The sequence below is a fragment of the Ruania zhangjianzhongii genome, from assembly GCF_008000995.1.
Classification (GTDB): domain Bacteria; phylum Actinomycetota; class Actinomycetes; order Actinomycetales; family Beutenbergiaceae; genus Ruania; species Ruania zhangjianzhongii.
In genome coordinates, this window is the sequence record NZ_CP042828.1 from 17808 (window position 1) to 42883 (window position 25076).

The following is a 25076-nucleotide window of genomic DNA, read 5'->3' on the forward strand; positions in this document are numbered from 1 at the left end:
ATACAATTACAAGATGACTGCAGGACCAGGACGGCCACGTAGCTTCGATCGGGATGCCGCACTGGAGCGAGCGATGCTGTTGTTCTGGGAGCGCGGCTACGACGCAGTCGCCACGCGCGATCTGACCGGCGCGATGGGCATCGCCGCACCCAGCCTCTATCACGCTTTCACCAGCAAGCGCGCCCTGTTCGAGGAGGCGGTGGAGGTCTACGGCCAGCGCTATGGCGGCTATATCGACGATGCCCTGCAGAACGAACCGGATGCGCGCAGCGCCGTTGCTGCGCTGCTGCTCGGCGCCGTGCGTCAGCAAACCCTCCCTGGGCACCCCCACGGGTGCCTGATCATCAGCGGTGCCACGAACTACAGCCCCGCCTCCGCCGAGATCGCCGCTGGTCTGCGCGAGCGGCGCGCCCACACCGCGGCCAGGATTGCCGAGAAGATCCGGGCCGATATCGCGGCAGGCACCCTGCCACGCGAGACCGATGCCCAGCATCTGTCCACGTTCGCGGTGTCGGTGTGGCACGGATTGGCCCTGCTCGCCCGCGACGGTGCCGCACGGGCGGATCTGGAGGCGGCGGCCGGCACGGCTATGCAGGCATGGCCGAGGCCCCCTGCCGCCGCGCCCCGATGACCGGTGCCCGGGCACGTGCCGCCAGCGGCAACAGATTACTAGTAGACAAAACGCCTAGATGAGTGATCTACTAGTCAAATGACGCTTGCTCTTGCCCTCGTTTCCTGGCCGCACTCGTGATCCTTGCGCGCATCATCCTCGGGTTCCTCTCCATCGGGCCGATGACCGGTTACGACTTGAAGCGGCACTTCGACTCCTCGGCCGCGTACTTCTGGTCGGCGGACAAGGCGCAGATCTACCGCACGCTCGCCTCGCTGGTGGACGACGGTCTCGCCGAGACCGAGGTGGTGCCCGGGGACGGCGCACCCGACCGGATCCTGCATCGGATCACCCCCGCCGGGCAGAGTGCGCTGGACGCGTGGCTCGCCTCCCCGTTGGACCGTCAGCCGGAGCGCGATCCGTTCCTGGCGCGGATGTTCTTCGCCGGCGACGACGCCGAGAGGGTCCGACGGCTGGTGACCGCCCGGCGAACGGCCGTGGACAGTTTCGTCCAGGAGCTGGAGCAGGTTCGGGCTGACGCCCCACCGCTGGACCGCGGGGAGAACCCCGCCGCCTGGCTGCGGATTCAGACCCTGGAGCACGGCATCGCGGCTGGCCGGCACGAGCTGGCCTGGCTCGACTCACTTCTGGAGGAACCGCTATGACTGCCCTGTACACCGACTTCGACGAGATCCATCCGGCCACGCAGAGCCCATCCGCGCAGGCCAACGCGCCGCACCGTCCGGTGCTGATGTTGCACGGCGGGAATGTCGCCGGGTGGATGTGGGGGGCACACCTGGCCCGGCTGAGCGATCGCACGGTGCTCACCCCGGACACGCCGGGATTCGGGAAGAACGCCGAGCTGGGCTGGCCCGGTATCAAGGCGGTCACCGACCGGTTCGCCGATCAGGTGCGCGCACTCGATCAGGGGCCGGCCGACGTCGTGGGCCTATCCATGGGCGGCATCATCACGCTGTATCTCGCGGCCCGGCACCCGGACGTCGTGGCATCGGCGTTCGTCACTGGAGCCTCGGTGCTGCCCTACCCGGGGTGGATGCGTGCGAGTAACGCCGTCCAGATCGCCGTGTGGGAGTCCCCGCGATACTGGCGTGGGGTCGCGCGCGGTGTCGGGCTGACCGGCGATGATGCCGCCCACTACGTGGAGCAGGGTCAGGTGATCACCCGCTCCACGATGCGGGCGGTCACCTCATGGGTGAACCCGGGGATTCCGCCAGAGGTGCTCCGGACGATCACCGTGCCCCTGCTCGGCGTCGCCGGGTCACGGGAGCCGGCGTACTTCCGCCGCTCACTCCATGCCCTGCGGGCCGCCGTGCCCCATGCCGAGACCCGTCTTGTGCCGGGAGTGCACCACATCTGGACCGTCGAGGCCCCTGAACTATTCGATGATGTGCTCGGTGCGTGGATCGACGGCGGGGTGCACCCGGAGCTGGAACCGTTGCCGCGCCGCTGACGGCCGGCGATCGAGGATCACCGTGGTGCGGAGCTGTCTGATGAGAGCTGGCCGTCGCCGAAGAGGTCGGTGACGAGGCCGGTGTTCTCTCGGAACGTTGCGCTCAAGAGTTCGGCGACCATCGGATCGTCGCTCCGGCTCGGGAGCCGGAGCCCGAGAATCGTGCTGACCAGCATGCCGTTGGCTAGGAAGGCGGTCGCGCGGGCGGCGGAGAGGCCGGCCTCGTCCCGCAGGATCGTGTAGATGCGCAGGAAGCCCTCCCGCGCCACAGGCCCGATCACGGGGTCTTGTCCGAGGGTGAACAGGTGCAGCAGAGTGACCAGAGCGCCGCGATCCTCGGCCAGGCGCACGTACGCGTCACCGAGTCGTGGCTCGATCCGATCCTGTGCTACGTCGCCCGACTCGGCGAGGACGCCACGGAATACTTCGGCGACCTGGTCCACTACCCGCTCGGCGGTGGCGATGAACAGGGCTTCCTTCGAACCGAAGGTGCGGATCACGTAGGCCTGGCTGATACCGGCAATCTGGGCGATCGCGTCGGTAGTTGCCGCGGTGTAACCGCGTGCGCCGAAGACCTCCACTGCAGCGGCCAGGATCGATGCGCGCCGCTCGGCGGCAGGCAGGCGTTGCCGTGGTGAGTTCATCCTTCCATATTATCAGCGGATAACATACTCTAGTTGTTATTGGCTGATTACTACGGAAGGGCGGCACGTCATGACTGGGAAGATCATCGTCATCGGTGGAGGTATCGGTGGGCTGTGCGCAGCGATAGCACTGCGACGGGCCGGGATACAGGTCGTCGTGTACGAGCAGGCGGAGCAGTTCAGCGAGATCGGGGCGGGGATTCAGGTCTGGGTGAAGGGGATGCAGGCGCTACGCCTGTTGGGCGTGGCTGATGCGGTGCGAGCAGCCGGGGCGGAGGTGCACCAGCACCAGTTCTTCAACGCTGACGGCGTGCCGCTCTACTCCGCCGACCTGGCCGCCTTGGCCCGTGACACCGGTGCTCCGGCCCCGGTGATGATCGCCCGCAGTGCGCTCATCGACGCACTCGCCACCGGAATCGATGCCGACGAGTCGGTGCGGTTCGGACACCGGGTGAGTGCCGTGCAGCAGAGCGACGACAAGGTGCGGGTGGAGTTCGCCGGTGGCGGCAGTGACGAGGCCGATCTGGTGGTCGCGGCGGACGGCATCAACTCGACGGTGCGCCGTCTACTGTTCCCCGCGGCACGCATCCGCACCGCCTCCTACCGGTATGTCCGGTCGTTGGTGGAGCATCCGGCACCGTTCGGAAACAAGGTGTTCGCGATGTTCTTCGGACGGGGAAACCGGATCGCCGTCGGCGATTGTGGGGACGGCGCGCTGTACTGGCTCGTCGGGCTGAAGAGGCCTACCGTCGACTTGGGCGGTGCCCCGGAGGTGCTCAAAGCCGACCTCTTGCGGCGGTTCGAGACCTTCCCGGAGGGGATCGGATCGGTGATCGAGGCGACACCGGCGGACTCCCTCATCCACCACACGGTCCGAGATCTGCAGCCGATCGAGACGTGGGGACGGGGCCGGGTCTTCCTGCTCGGCGATGCCGCCCATGCGACGACCCCGAACCTGGGCCGCGGGTCCGGAGTGGCGATGGCCGACGCCGTCGTCCTGGCCGACCTCCTGGGTGCCACCGATCTCACCGACGCCGGCCAGCTCGCCACCGTGCTGGAGGCCTACAGCCGGTCCCGCACACCGGAAGCGCATGCCCTGCAGAGGACCTCCTGGCGGATCGGCAACATCACCTCCTGGGACAACGCGGTGATGACCCACGCGCGCGACCTGATGATGCGCACCGTGGTCGGGCGGCGCCAGGTCGCCGAGATCGGCGAGCAGTTCGTCCAGGCCGCGGCGTTGCAGCCCCCGGGTCAGCGCTGGGGCAACGTAGCGTGAGTGGCTATCAGCGCGCGATGGTCACGGGGCGCCGCCATTGACGAACTGAGTCTCCCCGTCGACCCAGCGGCCCGTCCGGCGAGGAATGCGACCATCTCGGCTACGTTCTCTGGGTCGCCCAGGCGATCGAATGGGTTGTTGCTCCCAATTTGGTCGATCAACTCCTGCTTCTTGTCTACTCGCATTGTCGGCGCTGCCGCTCTTGGACGCACCGCTACCCCAAGTGCTCCATACGAACTCCCGACCCGCGCGCTCCCGGTCTGTGAGATGGGTTTCGGTCTGGTGAACGCGAAGGATGGCTGCGGTCTGTGCCGCCGGGACCGTCGCGAAGCATTCTGCGGGTTGTTTGGCGAGCGAGCTCGCTACCCAGGCGCCGGTGTGGCAGTGAACGTCGGGTGGAAATAGTCGTACAAGCCGGGCTCGATCCGTTGGGCGAAGCGAAGTCGCATCCGCACCACGTCGAGATCGCCCATCTTGGTTTGTTCGGCCTCGTGCGACGTTGCTTGCCCGAGGTAGTAGAAGTCCGTTCCCTCCGCGTCATCTTTCTTGACGAAGACATGCAGATCGACGTCGTTGGACACGATCGTACGGACCTCCGCGCTCTGCATGGTGCGACGGCTGCGCGTGTACCAGAGCATGGTCGTTTCGTCGAGAAGAGCATCCGCATAGGCCGTGCTGACGGACACGTCGTGGGCCTTATGTAATGTCACGAAGATCGGGCATGTTCGGGTCTCCCGATCAACCTTGTATCCATACAAAGTCGACGCCCATTTTCGCGGAAGGCCGAGGTTGCGCAATACTTCCTTGCGAGAGTACTGACGACCAGCCGTAAATTTTTGCCGCGAATCATAGTTCTTGGCGATGAGAGCTAGGCCTGTCTCGACAAGGTCGTCGACTTCCTCGCGGAAGCGCGGATTGGCTCGGTAGGCCGTTGCGACCTCGGGATGCAGCGAGACGGATCCGTCAGCATCACACTCAGCGACTCCACCTCGGTACCGAATCAGATCAACCTCAGCGTACCCTTCCAAGGTAAAACTTGAAACCGCGCTGTCGACGTGTAGCCCGGTAGCGGGCAAGCCAGCGGACTCGAAGGCGTCGACGATACGGCTTGCAGGTACACGTGTATCGGCGAGGAGTTCCTTGAGCAACGTGAGTTCGTGTGCACGTTTCGCCGGGAAGACCTCAGCAGAGAGTAGCTGCAAAGCCCTGCTCTCAGAGTGCGAGAGTTCGGTGTCCTCCTTGAGTGCGCGCTCGATGAGGGCGGGATAGTGCTCCCGTTTAGTCGCCAACAGCACTGGGTCTACTGACTCGAAACGAAAGAAGTCCCACAGGCGGGGGACTGTTCCGACCCGGTTCCGCATTGCCACGATGGCAGCCTTCAGACGCGACATGTCATCGAGCCGGGTCGCTGTGATCGACCGTAGGATTCTCTCCTGGGCGATTTTGTCGAAATGCACGCTCGAGAGGCCGGATATGGCTCCCGACTCCTCCGCCGCGATCAAGTTTTGGCGTAGTGACTCCTTGTTGAGCGAGTCGTCGCCGAAGAGCGCGATCGGAATCAAGTAGTTGTTTGTGTAATTCCCAATGAAGTCGATGACGACGAGGTACTCCTTGCCGACGGACTTGCGTAGGCCACGACCGAGCTGCTGAACGAAGACGATCGACGACTCTGTCTGGCGCAGCATGACGACCTGGTTCACGGACGGAATGTCCACGCCCTCATTGAAGACGTCGACCGTCAAGATATAGTCGAGTTCGCCACCCTCGAGCCGCTTGACCGCCCCTTCTCGTTGTTCGACGGAGTCATCTCCGGTGAGGGCCGTCGTCCGCAGTGGCCGGCCTCTCAGTGATGATTGATCCAGGGCTTCTGATAGCGCGCGTGCTTCGTCCTTGCGGCTGCAGAAGATCAGTCCCTTTGGGGCGACGCCGGCCTGGCCGTAAGTCTCAAGCGCCCAGATCAGGTGATCTACACGATCCGGCGAGATGAGTTTGGGCAGGTTGCTTGTGGCTTCGACCGTAGTGCTGTCGGTGAAGGTGGCATCGGCGATGCCGTAGTAGTGGAACGGCGCGAGCATGCCTTCTTCGAGCGCATGGTTGAGGCGGATCTCATACGGAACGTTGTAGTCGAAGAGCTTGAAAACGTTGAAGCCGTCGGTGCGCTCGGGTGTCGCGGTCATGCCTAGCAGGAAGACGGGCTCGAAGTGGCCCAGAACGCGACGGTGTGACGACGCTCCCGCACGGTGTGCCTCGTCGATAATCACATAATCGAAGAGGTCCGCGGGGAGCTGGCTGAGGAAATGAGGCTGTGACAGAGTCTGGATCGTGGCAAAGAGATACCTAGCAGTGAGGTCCTTCGCCGATCCTGAGAGCTTTCCGTAGCTCTCATCGGAGCCTCCGAGAACGTATCGATACTCCTGGATGCTTCGGTCGAGAACCTGCTCACGATGCACGACGAAAAGTAGCCGTCGCGGATTGACGGCACGCACGTCTAATGCTGAGAGAATTGTCTTTCCGGTACCAGTGGCGGAGATGATAACCGCGCGTGTCTCACCGCTAGCTCGCACCCTTGAGAGGGCGTCGAGGGCGTCGCGTTGCATCTGGTTCGGCTGAATCGCGGTCGGCGGGAACGGGGGTGTTCTGTCGCCGGCCGGTTCCCCGCCTGACACGGGGTCCAATGCCGAGACGTCGGTGGGTATTCGGGGTAGCCGCCGTGGGGGTGCGGTGTATGTCTGCGCGTATGCGGCGATCCACTCCTCCGACAGGGACACCGAATCTATCAGCTGACCTTCGACGAGGCGGGCGAGCTGTGCCCCTAGGTCGCTGCCTACCGCGGCAGTGACCTTCAGGTTCCACTCGTGGTTGCGGAGCAAGGCGCTCGGCGTCAGATTGGAGCTGCCCATCATCGCAGTCACGCTGTTGGCGTGCTGGAAGATGTAGCCCTTGGGATGGAAGCCAGCCGCGCGATGGAGCCGGACATCAACGCCAAGGTTCGTTAGCGCATGCAGCTCCTCGAACGCCTCGGGCGTATTGAAGCCAAGGTAGTCAGAGGTGATGATCCGACCGCGACCTCGAAAGTCCAGGAGATCTTGCTTCAGGAGGGCAATGGCTGCGGACGAGACGAAAGCGACGGAGAAGGTGAACGATTGGCAGTGAGCGAGTTCGTCGCGAAGTGTGCGCAGGACGGTAGTGCCGTCCTCGTTGAGGACGATCAGTGGATTGTGCTTCCGGGGAGGATTCGGTGTGTCGTGACTGACGTAGCCGAAGTCGACGTCGAGCTCGAACTGCCTAGCCCACGAGAAGTCTGCGCCCATACGGCACTCAGGCCGCCAGGTCCGTCTGGATCTGCTCCACGGCCGGCACGTCCGCGGGTGCCCAGGACACTGAACGTAGGTCCTCCGCGGCGAGCCAGGCGACGTTCGTGTGTTCGGTGAGTGTCGGTGTCCCGGCGATGAGGTCGCAGTAGAAGGTCGTCAGGGTCACAATACCGAAGTCGTACTCATGGCTGGTCGTCGTGACCTCGCCGCCCACGTGGACGCTGCACCGGAGCTCCTCCTCGATCTCCCGCTTGAGGGCCTCACGGGCTGTTTCACCGGGTTCAATCTTTCCCCCAGGGAACTCCCACATCCCGGAAAGGCTGCCTGGGCCCCGCTGCGCACACAGGACCGTGCCGTCCTTGACGATCACGGCACCGACGACCTCAATTTGCTTCTTCACGCATGCCTCCTGCCCTCGGGCACAGCTTAGCCTCGCGGTCGCAAGCGAGTGAGCCCAAGACGGCCCAAGGTCTCCCCGTCCTGGCGGGTCGTGCCGCGGAGATGCTGTCGAACGCAGTGAATCGGCGCGTGTAAGGCCCGGCCAGCATCACCGAGAGCGTCAGCCGCCGTCGGTCCGCTCGTAGTGCCGGGCCCGGCCGCGGATTCCGGCGAACCGGAACGGTGCCTTGGTCACCCGCGGGGTAGCCACATCCACTCCGCTCGGCAGCTCGGTGGCATGCAGCTGCCGATACTCGGCGACGTCCAGCGGCACCCGGGCATCGAGTGCCTCCCGCACGCGGCGGGCCCGATCGGCGCTCGCGTAGCCCGGCTGGACGATCCCGGTGAGGAGCTCGCTCACCGAGCCGGACCCGTAGCTGAAAAGGCCGACTCGCTGACCGGCCAGATCGTCCTCGTGGTCCAGCAGCGCGGCCAGGGAGGCATACAGCGAGGCGGTGTAGGTGTTGCCGAGGCGGCGGTTGTACACCGACCCGGTCTGCAGGCCGACCTCGCCCAGGTCGCTGCCGGCGTGCTGGGACAGCCGCTGCTGTGCCTTCTTCGCCATCTTCGTGAACGGCTGGTGGTAGACGACGCGGTCGATCGCGGCCAGCTCGGGCCCGCCGCGGGCGGCCAGATCGTCCCAGGCGCCGGTGAGTGCATCCAGGTAGGCGCGCACGGACAGCGCCCCGTCCACCACGGCCGTGCTGGAGTCGTTCGGACGCCAGAAGTCGTCCACATCGGCGGTGTGCACCCCGGAGATCGGCTCGATCTCCACCAGCGCCGGGTTCGCTGACACCAGCATCGCCACAGCACCCGCCCCCTGGGTGGGCTCCCCGCCACTGTCCAGCTCGTACCGGGCGACATCACTGGCGATCACCAGCACCTTCTCCTCCGGGGAGCGGGCGATGATGCCGATCGCGGCCTGGAGCGCAGCGGTCGCGGAGTAGCAGGCTTGCTTCAGCTCTACGGTCCGCACGTGTGCCGGCAGCCCGAGCAGCTGGTGCACCCACACCCCGGCCGCCTTCGACTGGTCCAGACCGGTCTCGGTAGCGAACAGCAACGTACGGATCCCATCGGCCCCGTGCCGTTGCAGCAGCGGCAGCGCCGCCGAGGCGCCCATCGTCACCACGTCCTCGTCCGGCGCCGGCATGCTCATCTCGTCCTGCCCGATCCCGATCCGGTACTTGTTCGGGTCGGTGCCGTTCGAGGTGGCGAGCAGGCCGAGGTCGAGCACGTGGTGGGCCGTGGCCAGCTCGAGGTCGTGGATACCGATCGGTGTCATCAGCGCGCTACTTCATTCCGCTCGAGGCGCCGGTGCGCCGTCATGAGCTCTCCGGGATTGGTCTGGGCGGCGAGCAGCGACAGCTCCCCGCACAGGACGGTGGCCGCCATCAGTGCCGCGAGTCGACGCGCATTCTCACCTGGCTCCCGCCCCTGTCTGCAACCGAGCCGCTCCAGAGCATATTCCACATGGGGCAGGTGCTTGCCGTTGCCCACCGTCCCGACGATCAGGTGCGGCACAGTGCAGGAGAAGTACAGGCCCTCCTCGCGAACCTCCGCATAGGTGATCCCCTGCGACCCCTCCACGATGTTCGCGGCGTCCTGGCCGGTGGCCAGGTAGAACGCCAGCAGCATGTTCGCGTAGTGCGCGTTCGCCGAACGCAGCGCCCCGGCGATCGTGGACCCGACCAGGTTCTTGCGCACCACCAGGTCGGTGATCCGCTGCGCGTCCGAGCGCAGCGTGGTGCGCACCACATCATGTGGGATGAGGATCTCCGCGACCACGTTGCGACCCCGGCCGAGCACCCCGTTGACCGCCGTCGCCTTCTTGTCCGAGCAGTAGTTCCCGGAGATCGACCCGTACTCCAGGTCGAGGTTCCAGGACAGGATCCGTTCCATCAGGGACTCTGCTGCGGCTGTGGCCATATTGTGCCCGGAGGCGTCCCCGGTGGAGAAGGCGAACCGCACGAACAGCAGGTTCCCGACGATCTCCGGATGGGCTTCCAGCAGCCGCGCGAATCGGCTGCTGCCGGTGACCACCTCGGCCAGCTCGGCGAACCGGGCCCGGATCTCGGTGGCGGCCCGGTGCGCGCTGGCGGCGCCGTCCGTGGTGAACAGCACCGACCGGGTCATCCGTTCGTCGACCAGCACGGCACGGATGCCGCCGTCGACCTTCTGCGAGACCCGGGCGCCGCGACCGACCGAGGGCCACAGCGGGGTCTCGTAGGTGGCGAGCGGTACGGACACGTCCCCCTCGACGGCGTTCCCGCTCACCCGCAGCGGTCCGACCCACCGGGTCGGGATCTCGGTGGCGGGAGTCTCGGACTGGTTCACTGCGTCCTCTACCTGTCGTTGCTGAGTCGCTGGTGGATCTCGGAGCGGTGGCTGAGCCGGATCAGGTCGATCCCGCGAAGCCGGCAGAACTCACCCAGGGTGCCGCGCACCAGCAGGTCTGTTCGGATGAGCTCTGCGGGACTGGCCGCACCGAGCAGGGCGAGCAGCGCCGTCGTCTGCTCGAGCCAACCGCGCACGAGCGGGACGAGCGTGTCCGCTCCCCCGGTGAGTACGGCCTTCAGGAACACCCCCGCCACGCCGACGGCGTGTGCCCCAGCGGCGAGGGCCTTGACCACGTCGTAGGGGTTGCGCACCCCGCCGGAGGCGAGCAGCACGGGGCCGCCGGATGGCGCGTCCAGCAGGCACGCGAGGGCAGACTGGCCGAATCCGGTGAGGACGGAGTAGTCCACCACGGCCTCGCCGCTGCTGCGGGCGTTCTCGATCCGGAGGAAGTCGGTGCCACCCTTGCCGCTCACGTCCGCGATGGTGACGCCAAGGTCGCCCAGCAGGGTGAGGGTGGAGCGGCTCAGCCCGAAGCCGACCTCTTTGGCGATCACCGGCACCGGCGAGGCGGCCACGATCTGCTCCACCGAGCGGGCCCAGGCCGAGAAGTCCCGGCTGCCCTCCGGCATCGCCGTCTCCTGCACGGCGTTCAGGTGCAGCTGCAGGGCGTCGGCCTGGAGCAGGTCCACGGCCCGGACCGCATCCTCGGCGCTGCGGCCGGCGCCCAGGTTCGCCATCACGAACCCGTCCGGGTTCTCCTTGCGGATCACCGTGAAGCCGCTGGCTGTGCTTGGCTCGTCCAGCGCCACCGAGATCGAACCGCAGGCGATCGGGAGCCCGGTCTCCCGGGCCGCGATCGCCAGCTCGGTGTTGATCCGGGCGGTCTTCTCGGTGCCGCCGGTCATCCCGTTGACATAGAACGGGGTGGGCCAGCGCCACCGATCCACCTGCACGGAGACGTCGACCTGGTCGGCGCTGATGCCCGCCAAGGCGTGGTGCACGAACTCGAGATCATCGAAATCGGTGCGGGGTGCGGCCTCGTTCTGCTGCTGCTCGGCCAGGCGGACATGGTCGTCCTTGCGCGCGGCGCGGCGGTCATCAGCACTCATCGGCGCCTCCTTCCGCTGGATGGACCACGAGTCCCAGATGCCGGATATCGCGGGCCTCCCACTCGGCGAGGATACCGGTCACGGAGGCAGACGCCCGGGCGAGCACGATGCCGCAGTCGCCGCCACCGGCGCCGGAGGGCTTACCAGCGGCGCCGTGCCGTTCGGCGATCTCGCACAGGTCGCGCAGCATCTCGGTCTCGATCAAGATTCCGGAGTGCCGCTCCAGCTGGTGCAGCAGGCGCCGCGCCCGGCGCAGGACATCGACGGCGGAACTCGGGTCGGTCTCCAGGGCAGTCACCAGATCCTGCACGCAGGCACGGCTGCTGGTGAGGAAGTCGGCGTACGGCTCGCCGGTGTGCTGCACCCCGGCCACCAAGATCTCGGTGGCGGCAGGTGTGCCGGTCCAGCCGACCAGCAGCTGCAGATCACCGGGTGCGGGCAGCCGGCGGACGCGCAGCAGCTGCCAGCCCGGTGCGGTCAAGGTGGCGGTCACGCCGTGGGCGTCCAGGTGCGCCAGCAGCTCGGCCCGATCCGGTGAGGTGTAGGAGATCCAGCCGCCGAAGGTGATCGCGGCCAGATCACCGCCGGAGGCCTTCGGCGAGACGGCAATCGTCGCCAGCAGGGCGAGCTGGAACCGTTCGAGGCGGGTCAGGCCCAACCGGTAGAACTCGTCCAGGGCGGTGATCAGCGCCACGGTGACCGCGGCCGAGGAGCCGAGACCGAACTTACGTCCAGCCTGGTCCTCCAGCTCGGAGACGATCCGGACGTCGAAGTACTCCGGTGCCAGGCCGCGCTCGGCGCGGAGCCGGTCCACCGTGCGCAGCGCCGAGATCACGTAGTCCCGCGGGTCATGCTCGACGACGATCCGCCCGGTGCCCTGTTCTCTCGCCCAGACCAGCGGTCCTCGTTCGTACGCACTGGAGTGCACCCGGCCCACGTCGGCGGCGTGCTCGCCGACGTCCAGGTGCACGGTGAGGTACCGGTCGACCGCGACCAGCACGGCGGGCTGGCCGGGCTCGACCACGGCGTACTCCCCGGCGATGAACAGCTTGCCGGGTGCCTGGGCGGAGATCACGTGCCCGCCTCACCGGCAGGTGGGACCGGATCGGGAACGAGGTGGGCTCCCGGGCCCGGGCCGACCACTCGGACGTGGTCCTCGCCGAGGATCTCGCCCAGCCGGGTGGCGACTGCCGCGGCGTCTGCCGGCCGGGTCAGCACGGCCACGTTCGGGCCGGCGTCGGCGGTGGCGTAGGCCTCGATGCCGGCATCGCGCAGTGCGACGACAGCGTCCAGGACCTCGATGCTCGCGGGGCGTAGGTACCGGATCGGTGGCTCGGTGGAGGCGATCAGCGCATGCATCCGCAGCGCGTGCGACTCGGTGATCTCACCGATCTGGGTGAAGTCTCCGGCGCGGCAGGCGGCGACCATCTCGGTCAACGAAGCCTCGGTGCTGGTGATCCAGGCGACGAAGTACGGGGAGGTGCGCGCGGTGCGCCGCATCGCCTCTCGGCTGGAGACCGCCTTAGCGCTCGAGTCCACAGTGGCGATCACCATGGCGAGCTCCGGCGCCGGAATCTCTTCGGCGAACGAGGACTCGTCATCGGTGCCGGCGTGCCAGAGCGCCACGTTGGCGATGATCGAGCGGGCCGCGGAGCCGGAGCCGCGGCGGGCCAGTCGGCTCAGTGCCGGAGTGTCCAGCTCGAGGCCGTAGGCGGCGCTCGCGGCAGTGGCCAGCGCTGCGAAGCCAGCGGCCGAGGAGGCCAGCCCGGCCCCGGTGGGCGCCTCGTTCACCGAGCGGACGATGGCGCGGGACTGCGATCCCGCGCGGCTACGGACCAGGTCGAGGAACGTGGTCACCCGGTCCCGGGCGGTACCGGTGGCCAGGTGGCCGTTCAGCTCGAAGCGGTCCTGCTCGCCTGCCGGATCGAGCTGCACCGTGGTGGTGGCGGCGAAGGTGTCCAGAGTGAGGGAGAGGCTGCCCGCGACCGGGAGGATGAGCGACTCGTCCCGCTTTCCCCAGTACTTCACCAGGGCGAGGTTCGGGAACGCCCGCGCGGTGGCGGCACCGGTCTCAGCAGGGCGCACGCTGCCGGTCGGGCTCGTCACGTCCGTGCTCATGAGGCTGGCACCGTGGTGGTCCAGGTGCGCGGGGCTCCGGCCGCGCGCAGGGCGCTACCGAGCTCCTCGGCGTGTGCGGCGCCGTCAGCGAGTGCGATGATGCAGCCACCCTGGCCGCCGCCGGTGAGCTTGGCACCTGGTGAGCCGGCGCGCCCGGCAGCGGCCACCAGCGCGTCGAGCCGGTCGTCGCTCACCCCGAGACCGGTGAGCAGCTCGTGGGTCTGGCTCATCCGCGCACCGAGCGCGGTGGGATCTCCGCGGGTCAGATCAGCGGCCGCTGCTTCGGTGAGCTCGGCGATCTGGGCGATGATCGCGTCGATCCCCGCCCGGTCGGCGCTGCGGCGCTCGCGCACCTGGGCCACGGACTGCGCGGTCGATCCGGAGCACCCGGAGTCGGCGAGGGTGAACACCAGGGAGCTGCCGACCTCGACCGGTGCGACCGCACCCTGCTGGAACCGGATCGGTGCTGTGGCGGTCACCGCGCGGGCGTCCAGCCCGCTGGGGTTGCCGTGGGCGACCCGTTCGGCTTCCTGCACGATCGTGTAGAGGGTGTCCGGGTCGACGGTGCTCTGCGCCAGGTCGGCGATGGCGCGAACGACGGCGGCGGCGACGGCCGCACTGGAGCCGAGACCACGTTCGTACGGGATCGAGCTGCGGATCCGGACCGCGGCCCCGGCCACAGCGTTCTGCTGGTCGAGCGCGGCCCGTACGGCGGTCAGCACCGGCCACAGACGTGCCGGGGCGTCGCTCGCGGCTCCGGTGAACAGCTCGCTCTCCAGGTGGATCCCCTCGGCTGGTACGGCTTGCGCGGCCACGCCGAGGCCATGCAGCGGGATCGCCAGCGCGGGTGCCCCGTACACGGCAGCGTGCTCGCCGAGCAGGATCGCCTTCGCATGGGCGCCCCCGGTCCCGCTGCCGGAGGGGTGCACAGAACTCCTGCGGGCGCGCGTGGGCGTCGGCGCAGGTGAATCCGTTCCGGTCCGTTCGGTCACTGGTCCTAGGGTAGAACCGGAATGTGCACGAACTGTGAGGATCGGACCGATTCGGCGTCCTCAGGTGCCCTGGAGCCGCCCGGGTGTGTGGAACCTCACCGCCCCAAGGCCCGGCTCCGGCCGACAATGCTGGTCGCGGTACCGAGATGGTGGCAACATTCGCTGTTCCCATCGGCGATGGCCGCTCTCGAGAACCTCCTGGACCGGGTAGGGGTTCCGGATCGCGGTCGATCGGACCTGATGCAGGTCAGGCTGCCGAGGGTGCACCCTGCTCTCGCGATCTGGACCCTGCCGGTGCACCAGGGTGAGGCGTGATATCTAGAACACTGGACAGGGTTGGCGTACGGGCTCGTGTGAGCGGGGCGTCGGGGAGCGAACGGGGGTCGGTGTGTCGCGCAAGTCTGCCGTGATCATGGGGGCAGTGGCGCTGCTCGTGGCAGTGCTGATCGGGGTGTGGTGGCTCGTCGGCCGCGGCGGCGAGCCCGACCCGGTCGCGACCAGCACCGAGGAGCCGGACCAGGCGGCCGCGGCGCTCGAGGTCCTCGAGACCGATCCTGAGCGGCTGCTGCCGGAAGGCCTGACCGGATCGATCGACCTCGCGACCGCCATACCGCCGGGTACGGAGGTCGATGCCGACCCCGCCACCTGGGTGCCCTCCGCTGCAGGTGGTGGTCTCATCGAGATGACGCTCACCCTCGCGGACGGCACCACGCACCGGCTGGTGGCCGTGATGGCTGAGGTCGACGGCGCATGGCAGGTTCTGCAGACCCTCCCGATGGACGGGCAGTCATGACCACGGTGAGGAAGGAACGCTCCCTGGCGGTCGCCGTCGTGCTCTCTGTCCTGCTCGCCGGTGGCCTGGTCGCCTACCAGGCCGAACAGGCCGTGGCGGCGCCTGAGCCGCAGGATTGTGAGGACATCGCGGGTCTGGACAAGGCCCCGGCCCTGGCTGACGACCTGCGGCCCGGGGGTGATCCGGTCACGGAGAGCACACTGCAGGATGGCACCGCCATCCCGGTCGTGATGGTGCACGGCTGGACCGGTCGCAGCCAGCACAGCAGCGAGCGCACCGGCGCGTTCTCGGCCGCGATCGACCTCACGGTCGACGAGAGCAGCGACTTCGACGGCCTGCCCACCTCGCTGATCGGGGCCATTCAGGGAGTCGGCGGCGTCAGCGTGTACACCTTCGACTACCACGACCTGTCCTCGCGCTGGGTGACCGACGATGGCATCGGCCCCCCGCTCGCCGAGTCGCTCACCTGCCTGGCGACGGCGTACGGGCACCCGGCGATCACCGTGGCCCACTCCATGGGTGGCCTGGCCACCCGAGCGGCGCTCGGCCAGATCGCCGACGACGGCAGCCTCAGCGGGCCCGGCGACTACGTCAGCGACGTCATCACCTACGGGACCCCGAACACCGGATCCGACGTGGCGCGCTTCCTCGTGGACTTCCAGGAGGGACTCGCCTCCATGGAGGGTATGCCGGACGCTGAGACCGCGACGGCGCTGCACTCGTTCATGGTCATCTGCGGTACGGCGGTGACCGAGTCGATGGAGGACCCGAGCGCGTGCGGCAGCATTCCCACGCTCGCCGCGAGCGCAGGCTCCGACGCTGTGCACGGGCTTGCCACCGGCTCCGACGAGGTCACCGCCCTGCCGGCGTGGCCCGAGGGTGTCAACGTGCACGCCTATGCCGGCGACATCACTGCCAGCTTCAGCGTCGGTGCCTGGTTCCTCGACGTGTACGAGTCCAGCCGCGCCAGCATCGGCGATATCGTGGTACCGCGCAGTTCGGCTCTCGACGGCGCCGACTCGACGCTCGTCAACGAGTGCGCCTACGAGGTCGACTTCGATCTGCTCGGGCCGCTGCCCGGACTCGGGGGTGACGTGCTGTGGCCGGTCTCGGGCTACCAGTCCGGCTGCTTCCACGGCAACCTGATGCGCACGATCGAACTGACGGACAGCACCACCTCGATCATCGGTGAGATCGTGCAGGAAGCGCAGGGGATCATCGCCTCCGGCTTCCCCGCTGATCTCGCGGGCCAGTGGTGCTCACGGCAGGACCCCGACCTGGAGTGCTTCTCGGTCACCGGGCTGCTCGAGGAGTTCCCGGGCGCGTTCCTGGAGAGCAGCACCGAGTCGCCGGACACCCCCGGTGCGCAGCGCTACTTCATCTGCCTCGCAGACGACCTCGGCGACTCGTGCTCGATGGCCGCGACGATGATTCTCGAGTACTACCCGGTCGGCGTGGAGTGGAACTGCGAAGAGTTCGCCGCCGCGGACGGCTGGCCCGGCTGCGACCCCGACTACACCGAAGCGCACGACGTGACGCAGCCGCGCCTGACGATCATCCCCAACCACCAGCACAACCAGTCGTTCGTCGACGTCGAGCCGCTGTACCGGAGCTAACGGTGCTGACGTACGGCAGCGCGCGGCCACGGACGTCGCCCCCGACGTGGGGGCGGGCGTTCTCCGGGTCAGGTCAGGGCTTTCCCGGATAGTGCGCGAGCATGCGGCCGCCGTACGTTGACCGCTATGACGACCGAAGCAGTTCTCGCCGGCACCTGCGCCGTCCGGGCCGGGGAGGTCACCAAGGTCTACGGGCGAGGGCCGTCCGCTGTGACAGCGCTCGACCGGGTCAGCCTGGGCGTGACGGCAGGCGCGATGACCGTGGTGATGGGCCCGCCCGGTTCCGGCAAGTCCACCCTGCTGCAGTGCCTCGCCGGCCTGGAGGACGTCACCGCGGGTGAGGTGTTCCTCGGCGATCTCGGCCTGCACACCGCTTCTGAGGGCCGGCTGAGCATGGTGCGGCGAGACGCCGTGGGGTTTGTCTTCGACGGGTTCAACCTGCTCCCGGCGCTCACCGTGGCGGAGAACATCCTCGCGCCCTCCCGGCTGGCCGGCATGCGGACCGATCCGCAGTGGGTGCAGGCCGTGGTGGACATCCTGGATCTCGCCGGTCGGCTCGAGGAGCGCCCCGCGAACCTGACCGGTGGTGAGCAACAGCGAGTGGCGATCGCCCGCGCCCTGATCACCCGCCCGCAGGTGCTGTTCGCCGACGATCCGAGCGGAAGTCTGGACTACTCCGGCGGTGAGGAGGTGCTCGCCACCCTGCGCTCCGCCGTCGACGATCTGGGCCAGACCGTGGTGCTCGCCACCCGCGATCCGCGTGCGCTCAGCTACGGCGACCAGGTGGTGCTCCTGGCCGGAGGGCGGATCGCCGACCAGATCAGCCCTGGTGCATCGGCCCGGCGCAGGTGAGACTGGAACCATGTGCCGCAACATCCGAACCCTGTACAACTTCGAACCGCACGCGTCCTCCGAGGAGGTGCAGGCGGCAGCGCTGCAGTACGTGCGCAAGGTCAGCGGGATGAACAAGCCCTCGCAGGCGAACGCGGAGGTGTTCGAGCGGGCCGTCGCCGAGATCACCCACCTCACCGAGCACCTGCTCGAGGACCTGGTCACCACCGCAGCGCCGAAGGATCGCGAGGTGGAGGCCGCGAAGGCGAAGGCCCGCGCCGCTGCGCGCTACGGGACCGTCGCCTCCTGACCGGCGGCGGCACTCCCACCCCGGGGGTGAGTTTTCCGTCGCTGCCCCGGGCCCTGGGTGAGATTCTTGTCGCGAAACCGCGCTGGAGCGACGGTCAGGTCACCCACGGTCCCGTCCCGGTTCGAGCTCGACGGACCGGGGAAGCCCGAAGTGGTCGGCCAGCTCCGGGGTGTGGAAGCTGGTCACGGCGCCGATCCGGTCACCGGCGATGGTGACCACGTGCATCCCGGTCAGCCGGGCGAGCCTCGAGCCGGGTTCGGCGAGATAGCTGCCGAAGGCCGGATCGGTGTTCGCCCGCCCGGCCGGCAACAGGTGCAGGCGCCGCTCACCACGCCAGGCGAGGCCCGAGCGCCAGAACCCGCCGATAGCGTCCCGGCCGTCGTACCGGTGCGGCGCCGGCGGCATGGTCAGCCACGCCTGATCGCTGAGCAGCTCGAGCAACATCTCGATATCACCGGCGACGTATGCCCGGGCGAACTCCGCGGCGATGGTCTGCTCCTCGGCCGGATCGGACCGAACCCTGGGCCGGTTGTGGTCCCGCAGCCCGGCGCGGGCGCGCTGCAGCGCTGCCTTGACCGCCGTCGCACTGGTGTCCAGGACATCGGCGGCGTCAGCGGTGCTGAAACCGAGCACATCGCGCAGCAGCAGAACCGCGACCTGCTGCGGCGGCAGCTGCTGCAGCGCCGTGATGAAGGCCAGCTCGATCGCCTCGCTGCTCGCCTGCTGGGCGGCCGGACCGGGGGCTGCATCCGGGATCTCGGTGAGCAGGACATCGGGATAGGGCTGCAGCCAGGTGACCTCGCTGAGCTGGCTGGGTGCGGGAGTGGTGAACGGTGCCACCGGTGCCATCGGGATCCGACGTGCACGGTCCCGGAGGGCGTTCAGGCACCGACGGGTGGCGATCCGGTACAACCAGGTGCGTACTGAAGCCCGCTGCTCGAACCCGGCCAGGTGCTGCCAGGCGGCCAGCAGGGTCTCCTGCACCTGATCGTCGGCGTCGGTGACCGACCCCAGCATGCGGTAGCAGTGCACGTGCAGCTCACGCAGGTGCGGCTCGGTGAGTTCGCGGAAGGCGCGCTCATCACCGGCACGAGCGAGGGCGAGGATGTCGCTGTCCACGCCTGGCATCCTGCCACTTGAACGCAGCACCGGTCCGTTTGCGCGGGTCGCGGTGTCTGTACAGAGTAGGCGGTGCCACTGTGGTGTTGCCTCCGGCTAGCCGTTCGGCACCCGGAACCGAGAAGGAGAGCTCCATGAGCGCACCAGCTGAGACATTTGACCCGACCACCGCGTTGACCCGCGCGCTGTTCGCGACCGAGGAGATCGTCACCGGGATCGACGCGGACCAGTGGAGCGCGGACACTGTCTGCACCGGCTGGAATGTGGGCGAGCTGCTGGACCATCTGGTGGCAGGAAACCACCAGTTCATCGCCGCGCTGGGTGGCGAGCAGGCAGTGGACACCTCCTCGGACGAGGCTCTGGAGGCGGCTTCAGCCGGCCAGACGGCGGCGGCCGGCGACCTCGACGACGATCCCGTGGCTGCCTACCGGCTCTCTGCCGCCGGGCTGCAGCGGGCCATTGCGGTGCCAGGTGTGCTGGATCAGCTGGTCACCGTGCCGTTCGGGACGGTGCCCGGAGCGGTGGCCCTGCACTTGCGGCTCACCGAGATCCTGGTGCACGGCTGGGACCTCGCCCAGGCCACCGGGCAACCGACCACGGACTTCCCCGCGGACATCGCCGTGGTGGAGCTGGCGTTCTCCAAGGATGCACTCAAGGAGATCCCGACCGGGGAGAGCCCGTTCGACTCACCCCAGCCGGTTGCCGCCTCCGCGCCGGCGATCGACCAGCTCGCAGCCCTGCTCGGCCGGCGGCCGTGACTCCCTGACCGCTGCGGGACGCCTCGCTCAGGCCGGCGGCGTCCAGGCCGGGTCGCGTCCGCTCAGGGCGACGAGCCGATCCAGGAGCGGCGCCTCGGCCGGCACCGGTAGCGGGGGTCCGAACAGTCCGGGGCTGCCCTCCGGGCTCTCCTGCGCTGTGGCCTGCACGAAGCCCAGGGCTGCTTCGGCGAGCGCCGGGTCGGCGGTGAACTGCTGGCCAGTGGCGGCGGCGACGTCCCAGCCGTGCAGCAGCACCTCGTCCAGAGCCACCACCCCGGCGACCTCGCCGGGCAGGTCGACGCCGCCGGCGTGGGTCATCCCCGTCCACGCCGCGTCCGCACGCCAGGCCGCCGCCAGATCTGTGAGCCGCTGCGGGATGCGGGTGCGCCAGCCGGTGTCGAGAGGCGAGCTGGCGGTAGGCGGGTTGTCCTCGTCCGGTGTGCCATCGTCGCCGGTCGGTGTGGTTTTGGTTGCTGCCGCAGTGAACGCCAGCGCCAGCTCGTCGATGTGGACGAGCAGCTCAGCCAGGCTCATCTCGGGGCAGGGCGTTGGCGCACTCAGCTGATCGTCCCGGACTGCGGCAACAAGGCCGGCGAGGACTTCGGTGGTGGGTGCGAGGTCGTGCATGGGATGGCTCCTCTTCGGTGGCGGTGCTCACCAGTCGGTGGCGGTGCGCACCAGTCGGTGGCAGTGCTCACCAGTCTGGACTCCGGTGAGCACCGATTCTCTCCGGTACCGGCAGAACCCGCTTGACCCTGACACAGTGAGAGGGCCTCTACTTCTCTGGAGGAGGTGGTCCGAGATGAATACACCACACACTGACATCGTGAACCGACACGTCACCGCCCTGAGTGACCCGCGATCGTCTATCCGCCTGCGCGCCGCGATGGCGATCGGCACCGAGCCTGCCGACGAACTGGTCCCCGCCCTGATCGAGCGGTGCGCGCTCGAGCCGGACTTCTACGTTCGGGACATGCTCACCTGGTCGCTGACCCGGCACCGAGCGGCGGTCGTTGTACCGCGGCTGCTCGCCGAGCTGGAATCGACGGTGCCGCAGGCGCGCAGCCAGGCGCTGCACACGCTCTCCAAGATCGGTGACCAGGCCACCTGGCCGGCGCTGACCGCTGCCTTGCTGCAGGATGGGGACCCCGAGGTGGCGCGCAGCGCCTGGCGGGCAGCCGTCGCAATCGTGCCGGCGGGGTCCGAGCCCGAGCTCGCTGCCTTGCTCGCTGGTCAGCTCGGCCGCGGTGATGTGGAGACGCAGCGCAGCCTGAGCCGCGCTCTCGTCGCTCTGGGCGAGGTCATCCTGCCTCAGCTGCACCTCGCGGCGCGGGGCGACCGGGCCGAGGTGCGGGCGCACGCCCTCGCGACCGAGCGGCTACTGCAGGACCCCGACGCGGCGTTTACGCTCGACGTCGATGAGGCCATCAGGATCATGGCGCTGAACAGGGAGGACGAGCGGGAGTGCTGATCGGTGAGGTCGCCCGGCGTTCGGGGGTCAGTGTGCGCATGCTGCGCCACTACGACTCCCTCGCGCTGGTGCGCCCCACCGACCGCACCGCAGGCGGGTACCGGGAGTACACCGCAGGTGATCTTCGGCGCATCTTCGCCGTGGAGAGCCTGCGGTCTCTCGGTCTCAGCCTGCGGGAGGTGCAGCAGGCGCTCGAGGACCCGCAACTCACTCCGGACACTCTGGTCGCCGACTTGGTCCGGCGCACCGAGGAACGGGTGGCGAGCGAGCAGGAGTTGCTCGCCCGGCTGAGGCAGATCGAAGGTGCCGCCCCGGAGCAGTGGACCGAGGTGCTCCGGATCGTCGAGCTGCTCCGCGGGCTGAACGCCGGAGATGCGAACCGGCGTCTGCGCACTGCGCTCGCCACCTCGGCGGGGGCACCGGGGCCGGCGGACCAGCTGGCCCATGCTGCACTCAGCGAACCCGAGCTGAATGCGGCCGGTGCGCTGCGCTGGGCCCTGGCTCAAGCCGGCGACGACGTACCGGCACCTCTCGCAGAAGGTCTCACCTCACCCTCGCCTCGGGTGCGAGAACGCGCCGTCCAGGCGGTGGCCGAACTGCACAGCGGGAGCGCACAGCAGCTCCTGGTCGCCGCGCTCGCCGACATTGTTCCGGTGGTCCGCCGCCGGGCCGCCCTGGCGCTGGGCGCTCGCGGGGTCAGCGACGCGATGCCGATCCTCCTCGAGACGGTCGAGCACGGCCCGAACGACGTCGAGGCAGCGGAGGCGCTCGGCGTGCTGGCCCGCGACGGCAGGCAGGCTGAGCGGATCGTGGCTGATGTCCGCGATCGCCTGGTCGCGCCGGCCACCGAGCCCGCCGCCCGGCTGCGTCTCACCCAGGCGCTCGCGGAGATCCCCGGCCCGACTGCCGATCGCGCGCTGACTGACTTGACCGGCGACCCGCAGCCCGACGTCGCCCGCAGCGCCGGCTACATCCTCAGTCTCCGCAGTCGCTGACCCGCAGCACCGCGCCCTTCGGGGGTGGCCCTATGGTCGCGATCTGGCCGTTTCGCGCCCACCAGCACACCCTCACGAACCGCGAGCCACCGCCCGTGGGCCGCTCAGAGGTAGTGCCGCTGCTTCTTCCGGAGCTGCTGATAGGCGGCGTAGGCGGCCTCGGCGGATTCCAGCCGGGTCACCTGGGCCACCGGCACGTCCCAGCCATTGCTGGCCGGCGGCCCTTCGGCGAGCGGGTCCGTCCTGATCACGATCACCGTGGCCCGCTCCGCAGCCGCCGCTCGACCATAAGCCTCCCGGAACTGCGCGATGGTGGCCACCTCCTGGGCGGCCACCCCGTAGCTGCGAGCGTTCGCCGCCAGATCCACCCCCACGTAGTCCCCGGACAGCAGCCCGCTGCTCTCCTCCCGCTTCCGGTAGGCGGTACCGAACCGCTGCGAGCCCACCGACTCCGACAGGGCACCGATCGAGGCGAACCCATCGTTGGCCAGCACGATCACGATCACCTTCAGCCCCTCCTGTGCGATCGTCGCCAGCTCGCTGGGCATCATCTGATACGTCCCATCGCCGACGATCGCCACTACCTGGCCGTCCGGCCGGGCCAACCGCACCCCGATCGCCGCCGGGATCTCATAGCCCATGCAGGAGTACCCGTACTCCAGGTGGTACTGCCCCGGGCCGGCCGCCTGCCACAGCGCCTGCAGGTCCCCGGGCATCGATCCGGCCGCATTGATCACCACGTCCTCGGCGCCGAGCAGCTCGTTCAGTGCGCCGAACACCTCCACCTGGGCCGGAGGCGTCTCGCCAGAGGTGGCCGTCACCTGCGCGCGCACCTCTTCCCACGCCCGACGGCGGTCGGTCACCTCCTCGGCGTAGGTCGCCGGCACGCGGTAGCCGGCCAGCGCCTCGGTGAGTGCCGTCAGGCCGCGCGCCGCGTCCGCCAGCACGGTGGTGGCTGCGTGCTTGGCCGCATCGAAGCCGGTCACGTTCAGGTTCACGAACTGCACACCGTCGGCCGCGAACGCTGTCCGCGAGGCGGTGGTGAAGTCCGAGTATCGGGTGCCCACCCCGATCACCACATCAGCGTCGGCGGCCAGCGCATTCGCCGCCGCCGATCCGGTCGAACCGACCCCGCCCACGGCGAGTGGATGCGCCCCCGGCAGTGCCCCCTTGCCCGCCTGCGTGTCCGACACCGGGATCCCGGTGACCTCCGCGAACGAGGTGAGCTCCGCCGTCGCCCCGGAGTAGAGCACGCCACCACCGGCCACCAGCAGTGGACGCTCGGCAGCAGCGATCACCTCCGCCGCCCGGTGCACCGCTTCCGGCTCGGGAACAGGCCGGCCCACGTGCCAGGTGCGCTCCCGGAACAGCTCGACCGGCCAGTCGTGCGCCTCCGCCTGCACATCCTGCGGCAGACACAGGGTGACCGCACCGGCCTCCGCCGGATCGGTGAGCACCCGCATCGCCTCCAGCAGTGCCGGGACCAGCTGCTCCGGCCGTTGTACCCGGTCCCAGTAGGCCGAGACCGGGCGGAACGCGTCGTTCACACTGAGGTCCCCGCTGCGCCGGTCCTCCAGCTGCTGCAGCACCGTGCCGGCGCGCCGGGTGGCGAAGGTGTCTGCGGGCAGCAGCAGCACCGGTACCCGGTTGATCGTGGCCAACGCCGCGCCGGTGACCATGTTCGTGGCACCGGGCCCGATCGAGGAGGTGCAGGCGAGGGTCTGCAGCCGGCCGCGGGACCGGGCGAAGCCCACAGCGGTGTGCACCATCGCCTGCTCGTTGCGCGCCAGGTAGTACGGCAGGGGCGGTTCCTCGGGGTGGGGTTTGGTCGCATTCTGCAGCAGCGCCTGGCCCACACCGGCCACGTTCCCGTGCCCGAAGATGCCGAAGGTGGCGGGAATGAGGCGCTGGCGCCGGCCGTCCCGCTCGCTGTGCTGCACCGCCAGGAAGCGCACCAGCGCCTGGGCCACGGTGAGCCGGATGGTCTCGGACATGTCAGCTGCTCTCGGTCATCGGCAGGCGGTCGTCGACGGCGGAGCCCACCCAGGTCTGCCGCACCCAGGTGTAGTCGGGGTCGTCGGTCATCAGCCAGACGCCGTCGCGCTGCGGTCCGGCCATCACGTTCAGGTAGTACATGTCCTCGCCCGGTGGGGCGATGCAGGGGCCGTGGTAGCCGTGCGGGACCTGCACTAGATCGCCAGAGCGCACCTCGGTGAGCAGGTCCACCGGCTCCGGCCGGGTGCCGGCGCTGTACTGCCGGTGGTAACCCACCCCGTTCTCCCGGCGCATCTGGAAGTAGTAGATCTCCTCAAGCTCACGTTCGACCGCACTGTGGGTGTCATGCTTGTGCGGCGGGTAGGAGGAGAAGTTGCCGCCCGGGGTGATCACCTCCACCACCAGCAACCGGTCCGTGACCACCCCGTTGCCGAGGGCGTAGTTGCGCGGTTCCCGGCTGGCGGACCCGGCGCCGCGCAGCGTCACCTCCACCTGCTCGGCGCCGTAACGGCGCGGCTGGAGCCGTTGTTCTGCCCTGGCCGTGGCGATCGCGAAGCGACCGCCTGCTGAGCTGCTGAGCACGGCGCGGCACTCCCGGGGCAGGTAGAGGAAATCGGTGAGCGAGGTGAAGACCTCCCGACGGCCGTGCAGAACCTGAGTTCCGCCGTCGACCTCAGCGCTCAGACCACCAGAGAGCGGCAGCACCAACGCCTCGTCCTCCCCGGTGTCCAGCTCGTGCGATTCGCCGGGGTGGAGAGCCAGAGTCTTCAGCCCGGAGTAGCCCCAACCGGCGCGCTCCGGAGTGAGGTCCAGCTCCAGCCCGCCACCGGCCAGACTGCCGGCGGGATGGAACACAGCGGTCATCTCAGGCCTCCA

The 25076-nt window shown here is 68.7% G+C and carries 24 protein-coding genes; 11 read left to right on the top strand and 13 right to left on the bottom strand.

Annotation, left to right across the window (positions count from 1 at the left end):
- The first annotated feature begins 13 nt into the window (after positions 1-13).
- The 3 genes from FU260_RS00285 to FU260_RS00295 all read left to right on the top strand — a co-directional run bounded on the left by FU260_RS00285 (position 14) and on the right by FU260_RS00295 (position 2081).
- A complete protein-coding gene (locus tag FU260_RS00285) occupies positions 14-631 on the top strand; it encodes a TetR/AcrR family transcriptional regulator (protein ID WP_147915239.1) in 618 nt (205 codons plus the stop codon).
- Positions 632-747: 116 nt separating this feature from the next.
- Entirely contained in the window at positions 748-1275 is a 528-nt protein-coding gene (locus tag FU260_RS00290) for a PadR family transcriptional regulator (protein WP_147915240.1), read from the top strand.
- Entirely contained in the window at positions 1272-2081 is an 810-nt protein-coding gene (locus FU260_RS00295; protein ID WP_147915241.1) for an alpha/beta fold hydrolase, read from the top strand. Before FU260_RS00290 ends, FU260_RS00295 begins: the two co-directional genes overlap by 4 nt.
- Before the next feature lie 17 nt (positions 2082-2098).
- Here FU260_RS00295 and FU260_RS00300 read toward each other — a convergent pair whose 3' ends face one another.
- On the bottom strand, positions 2099-2725 hold the full coding sequence (locus FU260_RS00300; protein ID WP_147915242.1) for a TetR/AcrR family transcriptional regulator: 627 nt from the start codon (positions 2723-2725) through the stop codon (positions 2099-2101).
- A 70-nt stretch (positions 2726-2795) separates the two neighbouring features.
- Between FU260_RS00300 and FU260_RS00305 the strand changes: the two genes are divergently transcribed.
- Positions 2796-4004 carry an FAD-dependent monooxygenase gene (locus FU260_RS00305; RefSeq protein WP_147915243.1) on the top strand — a complete coding sequence of 403 codons (1209 nt, stop codon included), beginning with the start codon at positions 2796-2798 and terminating at the stop codon, positions 4002-4004.
- A 362-nt stretch (positions 4005-4366) separates the two neighbouring features.
- On the opposite strand, the gene FU260_RS00310 is transcribed toward FU260_RS00305, so the two are convergent.
- From FU260_RS00310 to mvk, 8 genes are all read right to left on the bottom strand, one after another.
- On the bottom strand, positions 4367-7315 hold the full coding sequence (locus tag FU260_RS00310; protein WP_147915244.1) for a DEAD/DEAH box helicase: 2949 nt from the start codon (positions 7313-7315) through the stop codon (positions 4367-4369).
- A gap of 7 nt (positions 7316-7322) precedes the next feature.
- Positions 7323-7718, bottom strand: a complete 396-nt coding sequence (locus FU260_RS00315) for a (deoxy)nucleoside triphosphate pyrophosphohydrolase (RefSeq protein WP_147915245.1) — start codon at positions 7716-7718, stop codon at positions 7323-7325.
- Positions 7719-7877: 159 nt separating this feature from the next.
- Positions 7878-9038, bottom strand: coding sequence for a hydroxymethylglutaryl-CoA synthase (locus FU260_RS00320; RefSeq protein ID WP_147915246.1), 1161 nt, complete (start codon positions 9036-9038; stop codon positions 7878-7880).
- Positions 9038-10090, bottom strand: a complete 1053-nt coding sequence (locus FU260_RS00325) for a hydroxymethylglutaryl-CoA reductase (protein WP_147915247.1) — start codon at positions 10088-10090, stop codon at positions 9038-9040. Before FU260_RS00325 ends, FU260_RS00320 begins: the two co-directional genes overlap by 1 nt.
- Before the next feature lie 8 nt (positions 10091-10098).
- Positions 10099-11202, bottom strand: a complete 1104-nt coding sequence (gene fni / locus FU260_RS00330) for a type 2 isopentenyl-diphosphate Delta-isomerase (RefSeq protein WP_147915248.1) — start codon at positions 11200-11202, stop codon at positions 10099-10101.
- Positions 11192-12277: a phosphomevalonate kinase gene (locus FU260_RS00335; protein ID WP_147915249.1), complete on the bottom strand. Its 1086-nt coding sequence runs from the start codon at positions 12275-12277 to the stop codon at positions 11192-11194. The genes fni and FU260_RS00335 overlap by 11 nt, the downstream gene beginning before the upstream one ends.
- Positions 12274-13320: a diphosphomevalonate decarboxylase gene (gene mvaD / locus FU260_RS00340; RefSeq protein ID WP_147915250.1), complete on the bottom strand. Its 1047-nt coding sequence runs from the start codon at positions 13318-13320 to the stop codon at positions 12274-12276. The genes FU260_RS00335 and mvaD overlap by 4 nt, the downstream gene beginning before the upstream one ends.
- On the bottom strand, positions 13317-14312 hold the full coding sequence (mvk, locus tag FU260_RS00345; protein ID WP_168211586.1) for a mevalonate kinase: 996 nt from the start codon (positions 14310-14312) through the stop codon (positions 13317-13319). Before mvk ends, mvaD begins: the two co-directional genes overlap by 4 nt.
- Positions 14313-14700: 388 nt before the next feature.
- On the opposite strand from mvk, the gene FU260_RS00350 reads away from it, so the two are divergent.
- The 4 genes from FU260_RS00350 to FU260_RS00365 all read left to right on the top strand — a co-directional run bounded on the left by FU260_RS00350 (position 14701) and on the right by FU260_RS00365 (position 17862).
- Positions 14701-15105, top strand: coding sequence for a hypothetical protein (locus FU260_RS00350; RefSeq protein WP_147915252.1), 405 nt, complete (start codon positions 14701-14703; stop codon positions 15103-15105).
- Positions 15102-16721, top strand: a complete 1620-nt coding sequence (locus tag FU260_RS00355; RefSeq protein ID WP_147915253.1) for an esterase/lipase family protein — start codon at positions 15102-15104, stop codon at positions 16719-16721. Before FU260_RS00350 ends, FU260_RS00355 begins: the two co-directional genes overlap by 4 nt.
- A gap of 126 nt (positions 16722-16847) precedes the next feature.
- Positions 16848-17573 carry an ABC transporter ATP-binding protein gene (locus tag FU260_RS00360; protein ID WP_147915254.1) on the top strand — a complete coding sequence of 242 codons (726 nt, stop codon included), beginning with the start codon at positions 16848-16850 and terminating at the stop codon, positions 17571-17573.
- A gap of 10 nt (positions 17574-17583) precedes the next feature.
- On the top strand, positions 17584-17862 hold the full coding sequence (locus tag FU260_RS00365) for a DUF2277 domain-containing protein (RefSeq protein WP_147915255.1): 279 nt from the start codon (positions 17584-17586) through the stop codon (positions 17860-17862).
- Between the two features lie 99 nt (positions 17863-17961).
- On the opposite strand, the gene FU260_RS00370 is transcribed toward FU260_RS00365, so the two are convergent.
- Positions 17962-18981 (bottom strand): RNA polymerase subunit sigma-70, encoded by a 1020-nt coding sequence (locus FU260_RS00370; RefSeq protein WP_210418167.1) that lies wholly within the window; start codon positions 18979-18981, stop codon positions 17962-17964.
- Positions 18982-19115: 134 nt separating this feature from the next.
- On the opposite strand from FU260_RS00370, the gene FU260_RS00375 reads away from it, so the two are divergent.
- Entirely contained in the window at positions 19116-19739 is a 624-nt protein-coding gene (locus FU260_RS00375; RefSeq protein ID WP_147915257.1) for a TIGR03086 family metal-binding protein, read from the top strand.
- 27 nt (positions 19740-19766) lie between these two features.
- On the opposite strand, the gene FU260_RS00380 is transcribed toward FU260_RS00375, so the two are convergent.
- Positions 19767-20366: a TIGR03086 family metal-binding protein gene (locus FU260_RS00380; RefSeq protein WP_147915258.1), complete on the bottom strand. Its 600-nt coding sequence runs from the start codon at positions 20364-20366 to the stop codon at positions 19767-19769.
- Positions 20367-20541: 175 nt separating this feature from the next.
- Between FU260_RS00380 and FU260_RS00385 the strand changes: the two genes are divergently transcribed.
- A complete protein-coding gene (locus FU260_RS00385; protein WP_147915259.1) occupies positions 20542-21210 on the top strand; it encodes a HEAT repeat domain-containing protein in 669 nt (222 codons plus the stop codon).
- Entirely contained in the window at positions 21204-22205 is a 1002-nt protein-coding gene (locus tag FU260_RS00390; RefSeq protein WP_147915260.1) for a MerR family transcriptional regulator, read from the top strand. Before FU260_RS00385 ends, FU260_RS00390 begins: the two co-directional genes overlap by 7 nt.
- A 104-nt stretch (positions 22206-22309) precedes the next feature.
- On the opposite strand, the gene iolD is transcribed toward FU260_RS00390, so the two are convergent.
- Together iolD and iolB are read right to left on the bottom strand one after the other, a co-directional pair.
- Positions 22310-24199 (bottom strand): 3D-(3,5/4)-trihydroxycyclohexane-1,2-dione acylhydrolase (decyclizing), encoded by a 1890-nt coding sequence (gene iolD / locus FU260_RS00395; RefSeq protein WP_147915261.1) that lies wholly within the window; start codon positions 24197-24199, stop codon positions 22310-22312.
- Position 24200: 1 nt separating this feature from the next.
- Positions 24201-25064, bottom strand: coding sequence for a 5-deoxy-glucuronate isomerase (gene iolB / locus FU260_RS00400; RefSeq protein ID WP_147915262.1), 864 nt, complete (start codon positions 25062-25064; stop codon positions 24201-24203).
- Between the last annotated feature and the right edge of the window lie 12 nt (positions 25065-25076).